Raw genomic sequence first — 14,206 nt, forward strand, 5'->3', positions numbered from 1 at the left:
ACATCTCATCTCCGCTATTATCGATTGGCCCGTCATTCAGTAATGTAACGAGCGACCCGGTAACTCCTTATGTCGGGGCTATCGACGGCATCAATCCTAACGAAAAAGGTTTTGAGGATGCTCGAAAAGCAGGTGTGACGACCGTGCAGGTGATGCGGGCAGCGCCAATGTCATCGGCGGAGAGATGGCTGTTTAGTTACCCGTATGGGGGCACCAGCGTTGTTTCGAAAAGAGATGAAACGTGCACAAGATTATCTGCGAAAGCTTGAAAATGGAGAGGTGATTGATTTTGACCTTGGGGCAGAACAGCTCATTAATGTGCTGAAAGGTGTCATTCCCATTCGCGCCCACGCTCATCGTGCGAATGATATTGCTACGATCCTAAGGTTGGCCAAAGAATTTAACTTTGAAGTGACGATTGCGCATTGTATAGAGGGGCACCAAATTGCTTCCTATATCGCAGGACATAATATCCATGTTTCCGTCGGTCCTACTTTATCCACGCGAAGCAAAATCGAGCTTTCCGATAAAGGCTGGCACACGCTGAATGCTTTGGATCAGGCTGGTGTGCACGTATCCATTACGACCGATCATCCTGTTGTAGGTATCGACAGCCTTATTTTAAGCGCTATTGCCGCGGTGAAACACGGCTTAAGCGAGGAAACCGCCTGGAAGGCTATTACAATCAATGCCGCAAAACATTTGGGTGTCGATGAGAGGGTCGGTTCTCTTGAACCTGGTAAGGATGCCGACGTAGTGGTTTGGAGCGGAGATCCATTCGATGCGCGGAGCACTGTTGAAAAGACGCTGATTAACGGAGAGACCATTTACGATTCAGGGATATCGTCAAACAAATAAAAAAAGACAGCTGTCTATCAGCTGTCTTTCTTTGTCCAGTTTTCTTCAATAAAGGTATCTCTTCCGGAATCTATGCGTTCCTGCTTATATTTCTCAGGGTTTTTTTTGTAGAAACCCTGATGATAGTCTTCTGCTGAATAAAATGCTGAAGCCGGCAGAATCTCTGTTACAATTGGCTTGTTGAAACGGCCGCTGCTGGCCACTTCTTGTTTTGAGCGCTCGGCTAGTTTCCGCTGTTCTTCATTATGGAAAAAAATTGCGGTTTTGTATTGGCTTCCTCTGTCAAAAAATTGTCCACCGTCATCGGTTGGATCGATTTGAGGCCAGTAAAGGTCCAATAGCTTTTGATAAGGAAATAGAACGGGATCGAAGGTGATCTCAACCGCTTCATAATGGCCGGTCGTACCTTTTTTGACTTCTTCATATGCCGGATTCTCAACATGGCCCCCAGTATACCCTGAAATGATGCCGTGGATGCCCGGCAGTTCATCAAATGGCTTTACCATGCACCAGAAACAGCCTCCGGCAAACGTTGCTTTTTCAAGCTGATTAACTTCTTTCATTTTGCCTCCCCCATATTTCATGATCAGTCTTTTCATCATATATGGTTGGAGCCAGAAAATCCATTAAAAAGACTGGTTCTTCAACAGAACCAGCCTTATCTTTTTTTCGATTAATCATCGAGATAATCTTTATGGTTTTTATTCCTTTTATTGCGTCTTGCTGAACGTACCACTAAAATGACAATGATGATAATGAGTAAGATACTAACGTTCAAGAATCCGCCTAAGAATAATAGTATGTCTTTTAACCAATCTGTTATTGATTCCATGCTGTCATTCACCTCTTATTTCTACATTACCCAGTTAAAGCCTAACTTAATCTTTAAGTGGCTTCCGTTTGGTTATTTATAGTTTTGGATACCCTGTCAGCGGAATTCTATTCAAAATCACGTCCATCCTTCATGAGAAAAAGCAAAAAACACCCAGCAATAAATCACTGGATGTTTGTATGGTCAGTCATAAAAATATAGGCCGGAATCAGGTCCGATTCTCCTGTTTTCATTCAAAAAGTGAATGTTCACCATATCTTCAATCGGCAGTTCAAAATCAAAAACATCAATATTTTGACGTATGCGGTGAGGTGTCGCTGATTTAGGAATGACAGGAATTCCGTTTTGAAGCGCCCACCTCAATACCACCTGAGCCGGAGTTTTCCCGTGTTTCTCTGCAATCTGCAGGATAAGGCTCTCATGCAGAATCTCTCCCTGCATCAACGGGCTCCATGCTTCCACTTGAATATTGTTTTGATGGCAGAAATGCATCAACTTTTTCTGAGAGAGCCTCGGATGATACTCTACCTGGTTGACCTGAGGCTTAATCTCGCAATGCCTGATCAACTCTTCCAAATCTGATACACCAAAATTGGAAACGCCAATTGCTCTTACATCTCCACGGTTGTATAGGATCTCGAGCGCTCTCCACGTTTCCTTGATCTGCCCTTTAACCGGCCAATGAATCATGTAGAGATCAATATAATCCACACCAAGTTTTCGCCGGCTCTCATCAAAGGCTGCAAGCGTATTATTGTATCCGTGGGACGCATTCCATAGTTTTGTTGTAATAAAAAGAAGTTCTCTTGAGACTGTACTTTTTTGTAAAGCGTTTCCAATTTCAGTTTCGTTTTGATAGATTGCGGCCGTATCTATGCTCCTGTACCCGGCATCAAGAGCGGCATGCACCGCTCGTTCAACCGCTTGCGGGTGCCGAAGCTTGCAGGTGCCCAGCCCGACCCAAGGCATGTTTACCCCGTTCGCAAGCACCGTTCCTTCATCCAGATGAATCATCGTCCTTCCCCCGTTTTTCATACTTTCTATACCTTATGCTGACAAACTGATTTTCATTTAAAAAAAAGATGAAAAAACGTAAACAAAACCGGCTGGCGTCCGATATTAATTACAAGTAACATCAATCTAAAAAAGGGACCCTCAGGGGTCCCTTTTTAATTGCTTCGTTCATATTTTAAACTTCGAGATCATATCCTGAAGCTCTTCTGCCATATAGGATAATGACTGTGCAGAAGCTGTTATTTCTTCCATGGAAGCAAGCTGCTCTTCCGTCGAAGCCGCGATGCTTTGTGCGCTTTCTGAAGATTCTTTGGCGCTTGCCGCCATCTCATCGGCTGATTGTGAAATAGAGTTAGAACCATTTGCCAGCAGCTGGATCGCGCCCGAAATTTCCATGATTTTTTCATTAACATCCATGACGGACTCCTGGATCAGATGGAATTGTTTTTCTGTTTCCTGGACAACCGTTAATCCCACTGAAACATTTTCTTTTACGTTCTCGATTGACTGGCTTGAAGCCCCAGTTCCATGCTGAATCTGTTCAATAAGACTCTTGATTTCTTGAGCCGATTGGCCGGATTGCTCGGCAAGCTTTCTTACTTCCTCAGCGACCACAGCAAACCCTCTTCCGCTTTCACCCGCCCGTGCAGCCTCAATGGATGCATTCAGAGCAAGAAGATTCGTTTGATTCGAGATATCGGTAATAATGGATACGATGTCTCCAATGGATTGTGACCGTCCTCTTAGTTCATCGATCCCCTCATGGGTAATGTTTACCGATTCTTCGATTTGTTTCATTTGTTCTACAGTTCGGCTTACGTATTTTTTTCCTTCTTCAGCCTGTCCAGAAGCGGTGCCTGTCAGTTCACCCGCATGGGAGGCATTCGCAGAAATAACGTCCAGCTGCTGAACAGTTTCCTCAATCATTTCTGCACTGCCAGCTGATTTCTCCATCTGGATATCTGCGCCTGTTGCGACTTGCTGAATGCTTTGTGCAATGTGCCCTGCCGCATGGCTATTTTGCTCCGCGCTTGCTGTCAGCTGCTGTGATGAAGCTGCTACTTGCGAGGTTGTTTCCGAGATTCGTAAAATCATGGACTGCAAACTTTCTGTAAATTGATCAAATGTGCCGGCGAGGACTCCGAGTTCGTCTTTCGTATCTAACTTGATTCGTCTGGTCAGATCCCCTTCTCCCTCTGCAATCTCTTTTAGATTACGATTAAGAAGATGAATGGGACGAATAATAGAACGGACAATCAGGGTGCCGAAGATCACGCTTCCGATCATCAGCAAAAGCAATAGACCTGAGAACACCGTATTTTGAATCATCATGGCTTTTTTGTTGTCTGCTTTTGCAGTGGCAATTTCTTTTTCAAGCTTTTTGTCCAAGCCTTCAATGACCGGATTTAGTACTTCTTTGCGAATGTTCCGTTCATCGCCGAAGTGAACCGTCATCGCAAGTTCTTTTCCGCCGCCGTCATACGCTTTTATTGTACGTTCACTGGAATTAAAATAACCGGTTAGACCCGCTTCCGATTTTTTGCGGATTTTTTCATCCAGCGGCGGCAGAAGCGGTTTGGCAAGGCTCACAATGCTCTTCTTTTTGTCTGCCATTTCAGCTGTGTATTTTTTGTCGCCGGTCAGCAAATACGCCCGCTCATCGTTGGAGTAGCCAGCAATGTAAAACTGCAGATCTTTTAAAGATGTCTGCAGATCCTGTTTGTCTTGCAGTTCCCCGCTCATCTGTTCCTGCCTGTAGCTATGGAAGTATGAAAAACCTCCAGCTACAATCAGGGCAACAATGGTCGTCCCGATTAGAATGAATAACTTGTTTCGTATTTTCATTAGATGCACCTCTTTATTTTAGCTACTCTCTATATCGGAAAATACAAAGGATTCTTGACCAGGCTTCAAAACATTTTCGAAGAAACCTGCTTTCGGCTATACTGGTAAAGGACGCAGTTCAATCAAACTGCCTGATCGAGAAAGGAGCTTTTCATTACATGAAATCCATTGTTCTTGCCGAAAAGCCGAGTGTAGCCAGAGACCTGGCCCGTGTACTTGGCTGCAGTCAGCAAACAAAACAATATATAGAAGGACCAAAGTACATTGTCACTTGGGCGCTTGGCCATCTGGTAGAGCTGAAGATGCCTGAGGACTATAACAAAGAATATAAAACATGGCGAATGGAAGATCTGCCTATTATTCCTAATGAAATGGGCCTAAAGCTTATTCGCCAGGTAAGCCACCAATTTAAAGGAATCGAACACCTGGCCAGACGAAAAGATGTTGGGGAATTTATTATCGCCACGGATGCCGGGCGTGAAGGTGAGCTTGTCGCCCGCTGGATCCTGGAAAAACTCCGCTGGAAGAAACCGGTGAAGCGCCTTTGGATCTCATCACAGACAGATAGGGCGATCAAGGATGGGTTTCGCAATTTAAAACCTGCCAAAGAGTATGACTTTTTGTATCAGTCTGCCGTATGCCGCTCAGAAGCTGACTGGCTCATCGGATTGAATGTAACACGAGCGCTGACTACTAAGTACAACGAACAGCTGTCAGCAGGGCGTGTTCAGACCCCTGCCCTCTCCATGATTTTAGATAGGGAAGCGGAGATCAAAGCTTTTGTTCCAAAGGAGTATTTTACAATCGATGCCAAGATTGGACCGCTTGATGCGGCTTGGGAGAATAATGGGGAACGAAGAATTTTTGACCGCTCCAAAGCTGAAAAGGTCGTTGAGCTGGTCAAAAATGAGAAAGGTACTGTCGCATCTGTTCAAACGAAGGCAAAGTCTGAACAGCAGCCAATGCCCTATGACCTGACAGAACTTCAGCGTGACGCCAACCGGCGCTTCGGATTCTCAGCGAAAAAAACGTCAAGTGTGCTGCAGAACCTGTATGAGCGCTACAAGCTCGTGACCTATCCACGAACAGATTCCAAATATTTAACTGCCGATATGGAGCAGACGATGAACGATCGGCTGCAGGCCCTCTCCTCTGCCTATCGGGATGAGGTTCAGCCTGCGTTAAGGAATAAAGGCAGAGTGGCCGCGAAGAAGGTCTTTAACAACAGTAAGGTATCGGATCACCACGCCATTATACCAACAGATGAAACTCCTCATCTTGGCGACCTTTCCACTGATGAACGAAAGCTGTACGATATCATCGTCCGCCGCTTTCTTGCTTTATTTTACGGACCTTATCAGACGGAGACCATTCATGCAGTCATTGATGTAAAAGGCGAAATGTTCTCTGCCAGAGAAACCAAAATTGTAGATGCCGGATTTAAGAAAGTTACAGGAAAAGATGAAGACAGTTCTGATACGAAGCCGCTCGGTGCAGTTAAAACTGGACAGGAATTCAGTGTAAAAGATTCCCGCCTGCAGAAGAAACTGACGGAGCCGCCTGCCCGTTTCAATGAAGCAGACTTGCTGTCCCGCATGGAGAAGTTCGGCCTTGGAACGCCGGCTACCCGCGCCGATATCATTGAACGCCTTTTGAGCACAGAGGCCATCGACCGCCAGAACAACCGCCTTCATCCTACTCCAAAAGGAAAACAGTTGATTGAATTGGTAAACAGTGAATTAAAATCTCCTGAACTGACAGCAAAGTGGGAGAAAGAACTAGAAGACATTGCACGAGGAAAAGGAAATCCGAAAGCCTTTCTTGATAATATCCGCAAGCAGACAAAACAGCTTGTACAGGAGATTAAAGGCAGCGAGCAAACGTACAAAGCGCATAACCTCACCGGCTCCAAATGTCCTGAATGCGGAGAACTGATGAAAGAGGTCAAGGGGCGTGACGGAAAAATGCTCGTCTGCTCCAGCAGGGAATGCGGATTCAGGAAGCGAAAGGATCCGAAGCTGTCCAACCGCCGCTGTCCCCAATGCCATAAAAAGATGGAGATCCACAACGGTAAAGCAGGAACTTACTTCCAATGCCGTCCATGCAACGTCGTGGAAAAAGCTGAGGACCGGAAAAAAACGGTTACGAAGCGTGAAGAACGCCAACTGATGAAAAAGTATACGAAACACGAAGAAGCTCCAATGGGGAACAGCCTTGCCGAGGCCTTGAAGTCCGCTTTAGAGAAAAAAGATTAACGTTTTGGTGCCAGGCACCTGCTTTTGACACATGTCAAAAAGCGGTGCCTGGCACCATTTTTTATTCTATCAAATTCAGACGGATGGCTTTTACGACGGCTTCTGTCCGGTTTTTCACCTTTAATTTTTTAATGATGGCTGCTACATAATCCCGGACGGTATACGGGCTTAGATGAAGATGTTCAGCAGCGCATTGGATCGTTTCGCCCTGCGCCATAAGCTTCAATACATCCTTTTCTCTCGGAGTAAGCAAGGGTGATCCGACATCCAGCTGCTGGATAATGCTTCCCCACTGTTTATAGAGCGCTTCACCTGCATAATGGCCAAACTTCATGAGCATTGCCTGCTGATTTGGTTTTGGCTCTTCAAACCATTCCCCATCTTGATCTAACAGAATCAGTCCGAGCAGCCTTCCCTTTCTTGGTGTAAAGATCGGCACGGCGACAAGAGAAGCCAGCTGATATTCATCCGCCAGCCGCTTTGGAATATGCTCTGCTGCCTCTTCAAGGTAAACCGGCTTTGACTGCAGAATTTTCTGCAGATACTTTTTCAAAAATGAGACTTCCGAGAATTCTACCTTTATATTCTGTACATCCTTACCCAAATTCTTATGAGCGGCAAAAATAGCACTCTCCACTTTAGGTGAATAGAGAAACAATGCGCTTCGTTTATAGGATAGATAATCTACAAAGCCATCAGCCACTGTTTTTAATGTATCTGAACAGGTTTGTGCCATGAGCAGCCTGAGAGTATATAAGAGAGCAGCATCCTTCCATTCATTTTCGCTCTCCAGTGTATTCATCTTGATCTGCCGTTTGTACATATTGGAAATGAGCTCAATCCTTTGAGAAGAGATGCTGGAAGCGTCTGTTGATTTCAGACAAAGCAGCAGGGTCTCTTTTGCAAACGAAATCGGAATGACTCTTGGCTGCGTCTCTCCCGGATTCATGAGACGGCATAAAGCGAGAGAAAGCTGTTCCACTGTATGAGCTGACATCGTCATACAGATTTCAATAATAGACTTCGTTTCTTTCGTAGAATCGACACTTCTCAGTTCAATCAGTTTGTACTCGAAATCTTCTATTCGTAAAAGCGCAGCCCAGTGAAGCGGAATAATGTTGGAAGTTATCATTGTATCCAGCCATTTATGTCCGCTCGTTTCTGTTGTCAATGGAATCAGAACCTGGTCGAGCAGCTTATTGAAGATATACTGAATCGATTGATGGTCAATAATACTCGGGTTCTCCTGCTCCTCCAGAATATGATGAATCATATTTTCAATCGCGGATAGCAAAAAAATCACCTGGCTGTAATCTATGTCCATGGAGTACTGATCTCTCCATTGGGATAGCATGGCAAGAATCAGCTGATTAATATGTTCATAGTCATTTTTCTTCAGCAGTTCTTCAAATGAATAGGTCATCATGCCGTCAAATTCAGAGATGAGGTCGTCTTGCTGAGTGGACAGTTCACTTTTCACCCGTTTCCAGTTTGTTAAGATGTCTCCCCCATATTTTGTCAGGAGAGCCATACCATTCAAAAAAAGCTCTTCCATCCGAATTCCTCCCCCTATTTTTGCTTAAATCTCTCATACTTCATATTTTTCGAAATATTTTTACAATATATGACCCATTACCCCCTACGTTTGTCGGGTAAGAAAACTTGATTACGATACTTATCGGAATTGTCAGTTTACTGTTCTAAAAGTAAAGTAAGTGTATATTAAAGCGTTTTCATAAATATGAAAGAGGTGGCGTTGATGAATGAAAAAACGGTTCAGTTAAAGCCTGCTATGAAAAAAGGAGGAACCAACAAGAAAGTCTTCTGGAAAGCTTTTGGTTCCGGAATGATTGTACTGACTGCCCTCCTTAGTTTTATGGGGATCTCGGGTACGGCTTACGCCATTCCGATGGCAGGGGTCGGTGACTTTTACGTTGTTTTTGACCATCTTGAAGGAAAGGGCTATACATTCTATCCGAAAATGGGAGAATCCAGCAAGGAAAAATCCACACCGCAAGGCACCAACCTGATTAAAGAACTTACCATCAATAACCTTCAGCTCTACAAAGATTTCAACATCAGCGGCGATAAATGGATTCGTGTAAAGATCACGGCAAGCAAGCCCGTGCATATTTCAGGGCTGCAGCAGGATGCTTCTGTCATTAATGCCAATGCCAAATTCAGCAACCTCGCTCTACAGGAAAAACATAGCAATGACTGGCAAAAACAATTTCAGCAAATGTCGTCTACCATCCAGCTCGATCATGCAAAATTGAAAACCCACTACCTTTTTCAAGAAAAGATTGTCATGAACGGTATGAAAGTAACAGTTGAACGCATCAACAAACCGGGCAACTAAAATGGGAGGTGAAGAATATGAGCGTAAGACAATGGAAGCAGGAACGTCCCTTTCTTGGATCGATTCTGACACTTCTCAGCGGGGCACTTATTTTGTGGGTTCCCTTAAATTTGATCGTCAAAGCCTTCCTGCCAGGCACAGTATCCGTTATTGGAATCCTATTCGGGGGCTTGGTGCTATTAATCGGCATCATGGGGCTTTTCTTTCCTCAGTTTTCTAAAGTATTTGGTATTGTTGCCATCTTTTTATCCATCCTGTCCATCATCGGTGCTCTTGGCGGCTTTATTGTAGGAACCCTACTTGGTATTACCGGGGGATCCTTGATGGTAGCCTGGAGTCCGCCTGCCTCTGACCGTCGGGCAGGCGAACAGCCTTCAGAGGAAACGGAGGAAGAAATCTACGTTCCTCATAAGATGGTGCAAGCAAAATGATGGTTCGAACACTGATGGCCATCATCTGTCTTTTAGGTCTGACAGGGCTTTTTAGCTCTTCACAAGCAAAGGCAGAGAGCGCTGATCAAAATTTGGAAGGCTTTGTCATCAGTGCAGATCGGGTCGATGGGGGCACCATGCTACCTCAAGTGGTCATGGGGGAAACTTCAGCCCAAAAACAAAAACCCATGATTCGTTTTCAGTACCGCAATGCCACACTTTATGGCATGAAACTGACAAAAGTCCTTTCTACTGATCAAGGGCCGATCACCATCATCATGAAGGCAAACGGGCCAGTTCACCTGACGAACATGACCGTGGATGCTTCCGCCTTTTCTTTAAAAGGAGCCTGTTTGAACGCAGGCGAATCTGTTCCTGAGCTTGGTCTTAAGAATGTAACGATGCTCGTTCATCAGATGAAAGCCGATCAAGGGGAGCTTTCGCGGCTTCAGCTTTCAACCGTAAAAGGCAATCATGAACTACAGAGGCCCGATGCGCCAAAGGTTCTTCAGGATCTCTCTTCTTTACCTTTGTTAGAAGCGAAAGATGCGATTGGCTCACTCATGAAGGGTCACCTTCCGCTTACGTGTGAAGACAAGTCAAAGGAAAATCAGCCTGCAGACAAAGGAACAGATCCGCTCTTGCCTGATTCTAAAAAGCCGATTGATAAGAAACTTAAAAAACCGGTTGAGGATGCCGTTAAGCCAGTAAGTGATACTGTTGGCGAGGTAACTAAACCGGTCAAGGATACGATTGACCATACAACAGAACCGTTGAAAAAAATTAAGAAACCGGTAGATGATACCGTAGATACTGTTAAAAAACCAGTGAAAAAAGTGACAGACACCGTCCCTAAAGTGGTTCACCGCACAGAAAAAACGGCGCAACAAGTCACAGGGCCTGTGAAGAAACATCTGATGCGGACAAAACAGCAGCTCTGCCAGGACGCAGCCAAAATGGATGGAAAAGTTCCCAAACAGCTTGGGCTGGATTTAATCCATGCCGCCCAAAATGAAAAAGTACCGCTGACAGATCTTTGTTCAGAAAATGACAAAGCGGAAAAACAACTGAAGCTGCTCCAAAACCAGCTGTTAAAAAATCTGGATCTGCTTTCTCTGCTGAAAAATGATGAAGAACTCGCCTCTCCTGATCTTTTTGAGAAAATGGAAAAGGAGATGAAAAAACATTCAACACTAAAACTGCTGCCAAATCTATTAAAACCGTTGGATGGCCTCTTTCAGTAAATAAACTCTTACAAAAGCAGTCGGGAAATTTATCTCCCGACTGCTTTTTTGTTATTCCATTCCATTTTTCTCAGTTGTAAAATAAAAAAATAATGATGAGTGAATGGAGGGAATGTTTGTGGCACACATTGAGAGAGGCCGATCAAACGTGATCTGGAACGATGTTCTGAAGCTTTATCACGCCGTTGGCTGGAGCAAGCATAATGCTGAAAACATAATCAAAATTTATAACAGCACCACCCATACCTCTTTTGCTTATGTGGATGGACAACTGGCCGGGCTGGGAAGAGCCCTTTCAGATGGCGTATTCAATGCAGCCATCTATGATATTATCGTTTCCCCCGATTATCAAGGCCTCGGGCTTGGACGAGAGATTGTAGTAGATCTGCTTGCTCAGCTACAAGATGTTTCCTGTGTCCACTTAATCTCAACAACTGGAAATGAGGAATTCTATCGGAAAGCGGGATTAAAAATGGCAAAAACCGCGATGGCCCGCTATCTGAACAAGGAAATGGAATCGGAATACTTGCTTTAATCTCTCCAAATAGACAAAAAGGGTTCACATATCGTCCATGATTCTACCTCAACACCTCCCCTCGATATGGTAAATTAATAGGGAAATGAGATACAGGAGGTTACCAGGTATGAATCCATCCCTCAAACGATTTATATTAATTGGAACACTTGAAGGAATATCTTTCCTCGTTCTGCTTGGCATCGCCATGCCACTGAAGTATTTTGCAGGTTATCCCATAGCCGTTATGATTGCCGGCTCACTGCACGGGCTGTTCTTTGTACTTTACATAATTGCCCTCGCGAATGTCACCTTTAAAAATCGCTGGCCATTCACATTGGTCATGGGAGCACTTGTCGCCTCAGTCCTTCCATTCGGCCCTTTTGTCTTTGATTCTTACTTGAAAAGAAAAGCGTAAAAAACTTGGTGCCAGGCACCGCTTTTTGACAATTGTCAAAAGACGGTGCCTGGCACCTTTTTTATAAAAACTATAGTATTGTGCTGAGGAAATCTTTTGTGCGCTGATGCTGCGGCTCAGAAAAGATCTGGCTCGGGGTACCCTTTTCAACAATTTTACCATCATGCATATAAACAACCGTGTCGGCGGCTTCTCTAGCGAAGCCCATCTCATGGGTTACAACGAGCATCGTCATCCCTTCTCTCGCGAGGTCCTTCATCGTGGCTAGAACCTCACCGACAAGTTCGGGGTCAAGAGCAGAAGTCGGCTCATCAAAAAGCATGATTTTAGGCTTCATTGCGAGAGATCTAGCGATAGCCACCCTCTGCTTTTGTCCCCCAGAGAGTTTTGAAGGATACACATCTTCTTTATCGGCCAGTCCAACCTTTTTCAAGAGCGCTCTGCCTTCTTGAACGGCCTGATCTTTCGGCACCTTTTTTACCATCAGCGGAGCCTCTATGACATTCTCCAATACGGTTTTATGTGGAAAAAGGTTAAAATGCTGAAAAACCATTCCTACTTCCTGTCTGATCTTGTTCAGGTCGGTCTTATCGTGTTCCACCACTTTGCCATCAATCGTAATCGTGCCGCTTTCTTTGTACTCTAAATAGTTTAAACAGCGAAGCAGCGTACTTTTTCCTGAACCGCTGGCGCCAATCAAGACGACAACATCCTGTTCGTGCACTTCAAGATTCACATTTTTTAAAACGTGTAGATCACCGAATGATTTGTTTAAATCATTAACGTTAATCATAACTTTTCTCTGTTCCATGACACTCCCCCTCTACTCGTCTCCTCCGGCGATTTTACCTTCCAGTTTGTTCACCAAAAGGGTAAACAAAAGAACCAGAACTAAATAATAAATAGCAACAATCAGAAGATAGGTCATTTCTTCAAACGTCCGTGATCCTTGAGTTGTCGCCACGTTGAACAGTTCTGAAGAAGAGATAAAAGCAGCCAGCGAGGAATCCTTTAAACCGATTATAAATTGGTTGCCAAGGGGCGGAAGCGCACGCCGGAATGCCTGTGGTAATACGATGCGCCTCATGGCAAGAGACGTACTCATCCCTAACGAACGCCCAGCTTCCAGCTGCCCTTTATTGATAGACTGAATCGATCCTCTGAAAATCTCCGCGATATATGCACTGTTATGCAAGGCAAGCCCAAGCGTGGCACACCAGTATGGCGAAATACCGAGCTCTGCCAATCCAAAATAAAAGAAGAAAATCTGCACGATCAGCGGTGTCCCCCTGATAATTGCAATGTAAACGTTCGCGATCGCATTTAAAACTTTGCTGCTCGAGAGCTTAAAAAAAGCAAACAGCAATCCTACTACGGTTCCTATTAAAATAGATACGATTGTAATCTGCAGGGTCAGCAGCAATCCCTTCATAAAGAGCGGATAGCTGTCGATGAACACGTGAAAAAAATGTCCGATATTTGGCAAACAGGTTCAGCTCCTTCTGAAAGAAAAGAATGTGCCGCATACTCACACATTCTTTAAGTGAATTATGATTTTTTTGTAATATCAATATCGAGATACTTTTTGCTCAGTTTCTCTAATGTTCCATCTTTTCTAAGTTCTTCGAGTGCTTTATTGATGGCTTTCAAAAGCTTTTTATCTTTTTTGGATACAGCGATCGCCTGTTCACTCGTCCCAAGCGTTTCTGCTTCTGAAACCTTAAATCCTTTTTTAATCGCTTGTTTGCCCGTAATGGAATCTGTGATAACTCCATCGTGCTTTCCTTCACTCAGGGCACGCAAAGCTGTGACATCACTGTCATACACCGATATGTCTTTAGTATATTTTTGAGCTTCGCTTTCATATGTAGATCCTTTAGCAACAGCAATATTTTTGCCTTTAATGTCTTTGACTCCTTTAATGGAGCTGTCTTTCTTAACAAATAATACCGGACCAGAATAATAATATGGCGTACTGAAATTAACAGCTTTCTTCCTCTCAGGAGTAATGGTATGGCTCGCAACCGCAGCGTCAAAGCGATTGGTTTTTACCGCTGTAACTATTCCGTGAAATTTTTGTTTGTCCACTTTTGCTTTTAATCCCATTTCCTTTGCGAGTGCTTTTCCTACCGCTACATCAAATCCATCAAGTTTCCCGTTCTTATCCGAGTAGCTGAAAGGATAAAACTCCCCTGATACGACAAACGAAAATACTCCATCTTCCTTCAGCTCCACTTCATCTCCACTTTTTGTTTTGGAAGTTGAGGACCCGCAGCCGGCAACCGACAAAACCATTGCGACTATTAGTAGTACTGGCAAATAGAACTTTTTCACTGCTTTTCCTCCTTTAATATTGTTTGATAGTTCTGAATAATACAATGGTAACGTGAGAAAAAATTAAATACTAGCTACAAGAGTACTAGAGAGTTTGTACTA

At 44.2% G+C, this 14,206-nt stretch carries 13 protein-coding genes and 1 pseudogene; 7 read left to right on the forward strand and 7 right to left on the reverse strand.

Annotated features, from left to right (window positions below; translation table 11 throughout):
- Window positions 1-41 precede the first annotated feature (41 nt).
- A pseudogene (locus tag P4361_RS16605) lies at window positions 42-858 on the forward strand (amidohydrolase family protein); the annotation flags it as partial.
- A gap of 17 nt (window positions 859-875) precedes the next feature.
- Here P4361_RS16605 and msrA read toward each other — a convergent pair.
- The 3 genes from msrA to P4361_RS16620 form a co-directional block, all read right to left on the reverse strand.
- Entirely contained in the window at window positions 876-1,421 is a 546-nt protein-coding gene (msrA, locus tag P4361_RS16610; RefSeq protein ID WP_256226497.1) for a peptide-methionine (S)-S-oxide reductase MsrA, read from the reverse strand.
- 452 nt (window positions 1,422-1,873) lie between these two features.
- On the reverse strand, window positions 1,874-2,704 hold the full coding sequence (locus P4361_RS16615) for an aldo/keto reductase (protein WP_053355353.1): 831 nt from the start codon (window positions 2,702-2,704) through the stop codon (window positions 1,874-1,876).
- 168 nt (window positions 2,705-2,872) lie between these two features.
- The gene (locus P4361_RS16620; protein ID WP_328090138.1) at window positions 2,873-4,549 is read right to left on the reverse strand and encodes a methyl-accepting chemotaxis protein; all 1,677 of its coding nucleotides are present in this window, start codon (window positions 4,547-4,549) and stop codon (window positions 2,873-2,875) included.
- 158 nt (window positions 4,550-4,707) lie between these two features.
- On the opposite strand from P4361_RS16620, the gene P4361_RS16625 reads away from it, so the two are divergent.
- Complete coding sequence (locus P4361_RS16625; protein ID WP_328090139.1) at window positions 4,708-6,804, forward strand: DNA topoisomerase III; 2,097 nt, start codon at window positions 4,708-4,710, stop codon at window positions 6,802-6,804.
- 61 nt (window positions 6,805-6,865) lie between these two features.
- Here P4361_RS16625 and P4361_RS16630 read toward each other — a convergent pair whose 3' ends face one another.
- Window positions 6,866-8,359 (reverse strand): helix-turn-helix transcriptional regulator, encoded by a 1,494-nt coding sequence (locus P4361_RS16630; RefSeq protein WP_328090141.1) that lies wholly within the window; start codon window positions 8,357-8,359, stop codon window positions 6,866-6,868.
- A gap of 204 nt (window positions 8,360-8,563) precedes the next feature.
- Between P4361_RS16630 and P4361_RS16635 the strand changes: the two genes are divergently transcribed.
- The 5 genes from P4361_RS16635 (at window position 8,564) to P4361_RS16655 (ending at window position 11,770) form a co-directional block, all read left to right on the forward strand.
- Window positions 8,564-9,163: a DUF6230 family protein gene (locus tag P4361_RS16635; RefSeq protein WP_328090142.1), complete on the forward strand. Its 600-nt coding sequence runs from the start codon at window positions 8,564-8,566 to the stop codon at window positions 9,161-9,163.
- Window positions 9,164-9,180: 17 nt separating this feature from the next.
- A complete protein-coding gene (locus P4361_RS16640) occupies window positions 9,181-9,594 on the forward strand; it encodes a DUF6114 domain-containing protein (RefSeq protein WP_053355358.1) in 414 nt (137 codons plus the stop codon).
- Window positions 9,591-10,838: a hypothetical protein gene (locus P4361_RS16645; RefSeq protein ID WP_328090143.1), complete on the forward strand. Its 1,248-nt coding sequence runs from the start codon at window positions 9,591-9,593 to the stop codon at window positions 10,836-10,838. Before P4361_RS16640 ends, P4361_RS16645 begins: the two co-directional genes overlap by 4 nt.
- A 118-nt stretch (window positions 10,839-10,956) precedes the next feature.
- On the forward strand, window positions 10,957-11,373 hold the full coding sequence (locus P4361_RS16650; protein WP_062236214.1) for a GNAT family N-acetyltransferase: 417 nt from the start codon (window positions 10,957-10,959) through the stop codon (window positions 11,371-11,373).
- Window positions 11,374-11,482: 109 nt separating this feature from the next.
- Window positions 11,483-11,770 (forward strand): DUF3817 domain-containing protein, encoded by a 288-nt coding sequence (locus P4361_RS16655; protein ID WP_256226505.1) that lies wholly within the window; start codon window positions 11,483-11,485, stop codon window positions 11,768-11,770.
- 70 nt (window positions 11,771-11,840) lie between these two features.
- Here P4361_RS16655 and P4361_RS16660 read toward each other — a convergent pair whose 3' ends face one another.
- From P4361_RS16660 to P4361_RS16670, 3 genes are all read right to left on the reverse strand, one after another.
- On the reverse strand, window positions 11,841-12,581 hold the full coding sequence (locus P4361_RS16660; RefSeq protein ID WP_328090145.1) for an amino acid ABC transporter ATP-binding protein: 741 nt from the start codon (window positions 12,579-12,581) through the stop codon (window positions 11,841-11,843).
- 12 nt (window positions 12,582-12,593) lie between these two features.
- Entirely contained in the window at window positions 12,594-13,256 is a 663-nt protein-coding gene (locus P4361_RS16665) for an amino acid ABC transporter permease (protein ID WP_053355363.1), read from the reverse strand.
- 62 nt (window positions 13,257-13,318) lie between these two features.
- Window positions 13,319-14,104, reverse strand: a complete 786-nt coding sequence (locus P4361_RS16670; protein WP_231689148.1) for a transporter substrate-binding domain-containing protein — start codon at window positions 14,102-14,104, stop codon at window positions 13,319-13,321.
- Window positions 14,105-14,206: the final 102 nt, after the last annotated feature.

Source organism: Fictibacillus sp. B-59209 (assembly GCF_036216745.1).
Classification (GTDB): Bacteria; Bacillota; Bacilli; order Bacillales; family Fictibacillaceae; genus Fictibacillus_C; species Fictibacillus_C marinisediminis.

Bases quoted from the DNA above. Each gene is read 5' to 3' on its own strand.
- msrA (WP_256226497.1), bottom strand. From the start codon at position 1,421: ATGAAAGAAGTTAATCAGCTTGAAAAAGCAACGTTTGCCGGAGGCTGT.
- P4361_RS16615 (WP_053355353.1), bottom strand. From the start codon at position 2,704: ATGATTCATCTGGATGAAGGAACGGTGCTTGCGAACGGGGTAAACATG.
- P4361_RS16620 (WP_328090138.1), bottom strand. From the start codon at position 4,549: ATGAAAATACGAAACAAGTTATTCATTCTAATCGGGACGACCATTGTT.
- P4361_RS16625 (WP_328090139.1), top strand. From the start codon at position 4,708: ATGAAATCCATTGTTCTTGCCGAAAAGCCGAGTGTAGCCAGAGACCTG.
- P4361_RS16630 (WP_328090141.1), bottom strand. From the start codon at position 8,359: ATGGAAGAGCTTTTTTTGAATGGTATGGCTCTCCTGACAAAATATGGG.
- P4361_RS16635 (WP_328090142.1), top strand. From the start codon at position 8,564: ATGAATGAAAAAACGGTTCAGTTAAAGCCTGCTATGAAAAAAGGAGGA.
- P4361_RS16640 (WP_053355358.1), top strand. From the start codon at position 9,181: ATGAGCGTAAGACAATGGAAGCAGGAACGTCCCTTTCTTGGATCGATT.
- P4361_RS16645 (WP_328090143.1), top strand. From the start codon at position 9,591: ATGATGGTTCGAACACTGATGGCCATCATCTGTCTTTTAGGTCTGACA.
- P4361_RS16655 (WP_256226505.1), top strand. From the start codon at position 11,483: ATGAATCCATCCCTCAAACGATTTATATTAATTGGAACACTTGAAGGA.
- P4361_RS16660 (WP_328090145.1), bottom strand. From the start codon at position 12,581: ATGGAACAGAGAAAAGTTATGATTAACGTTAATGATTTAAACAAATCA.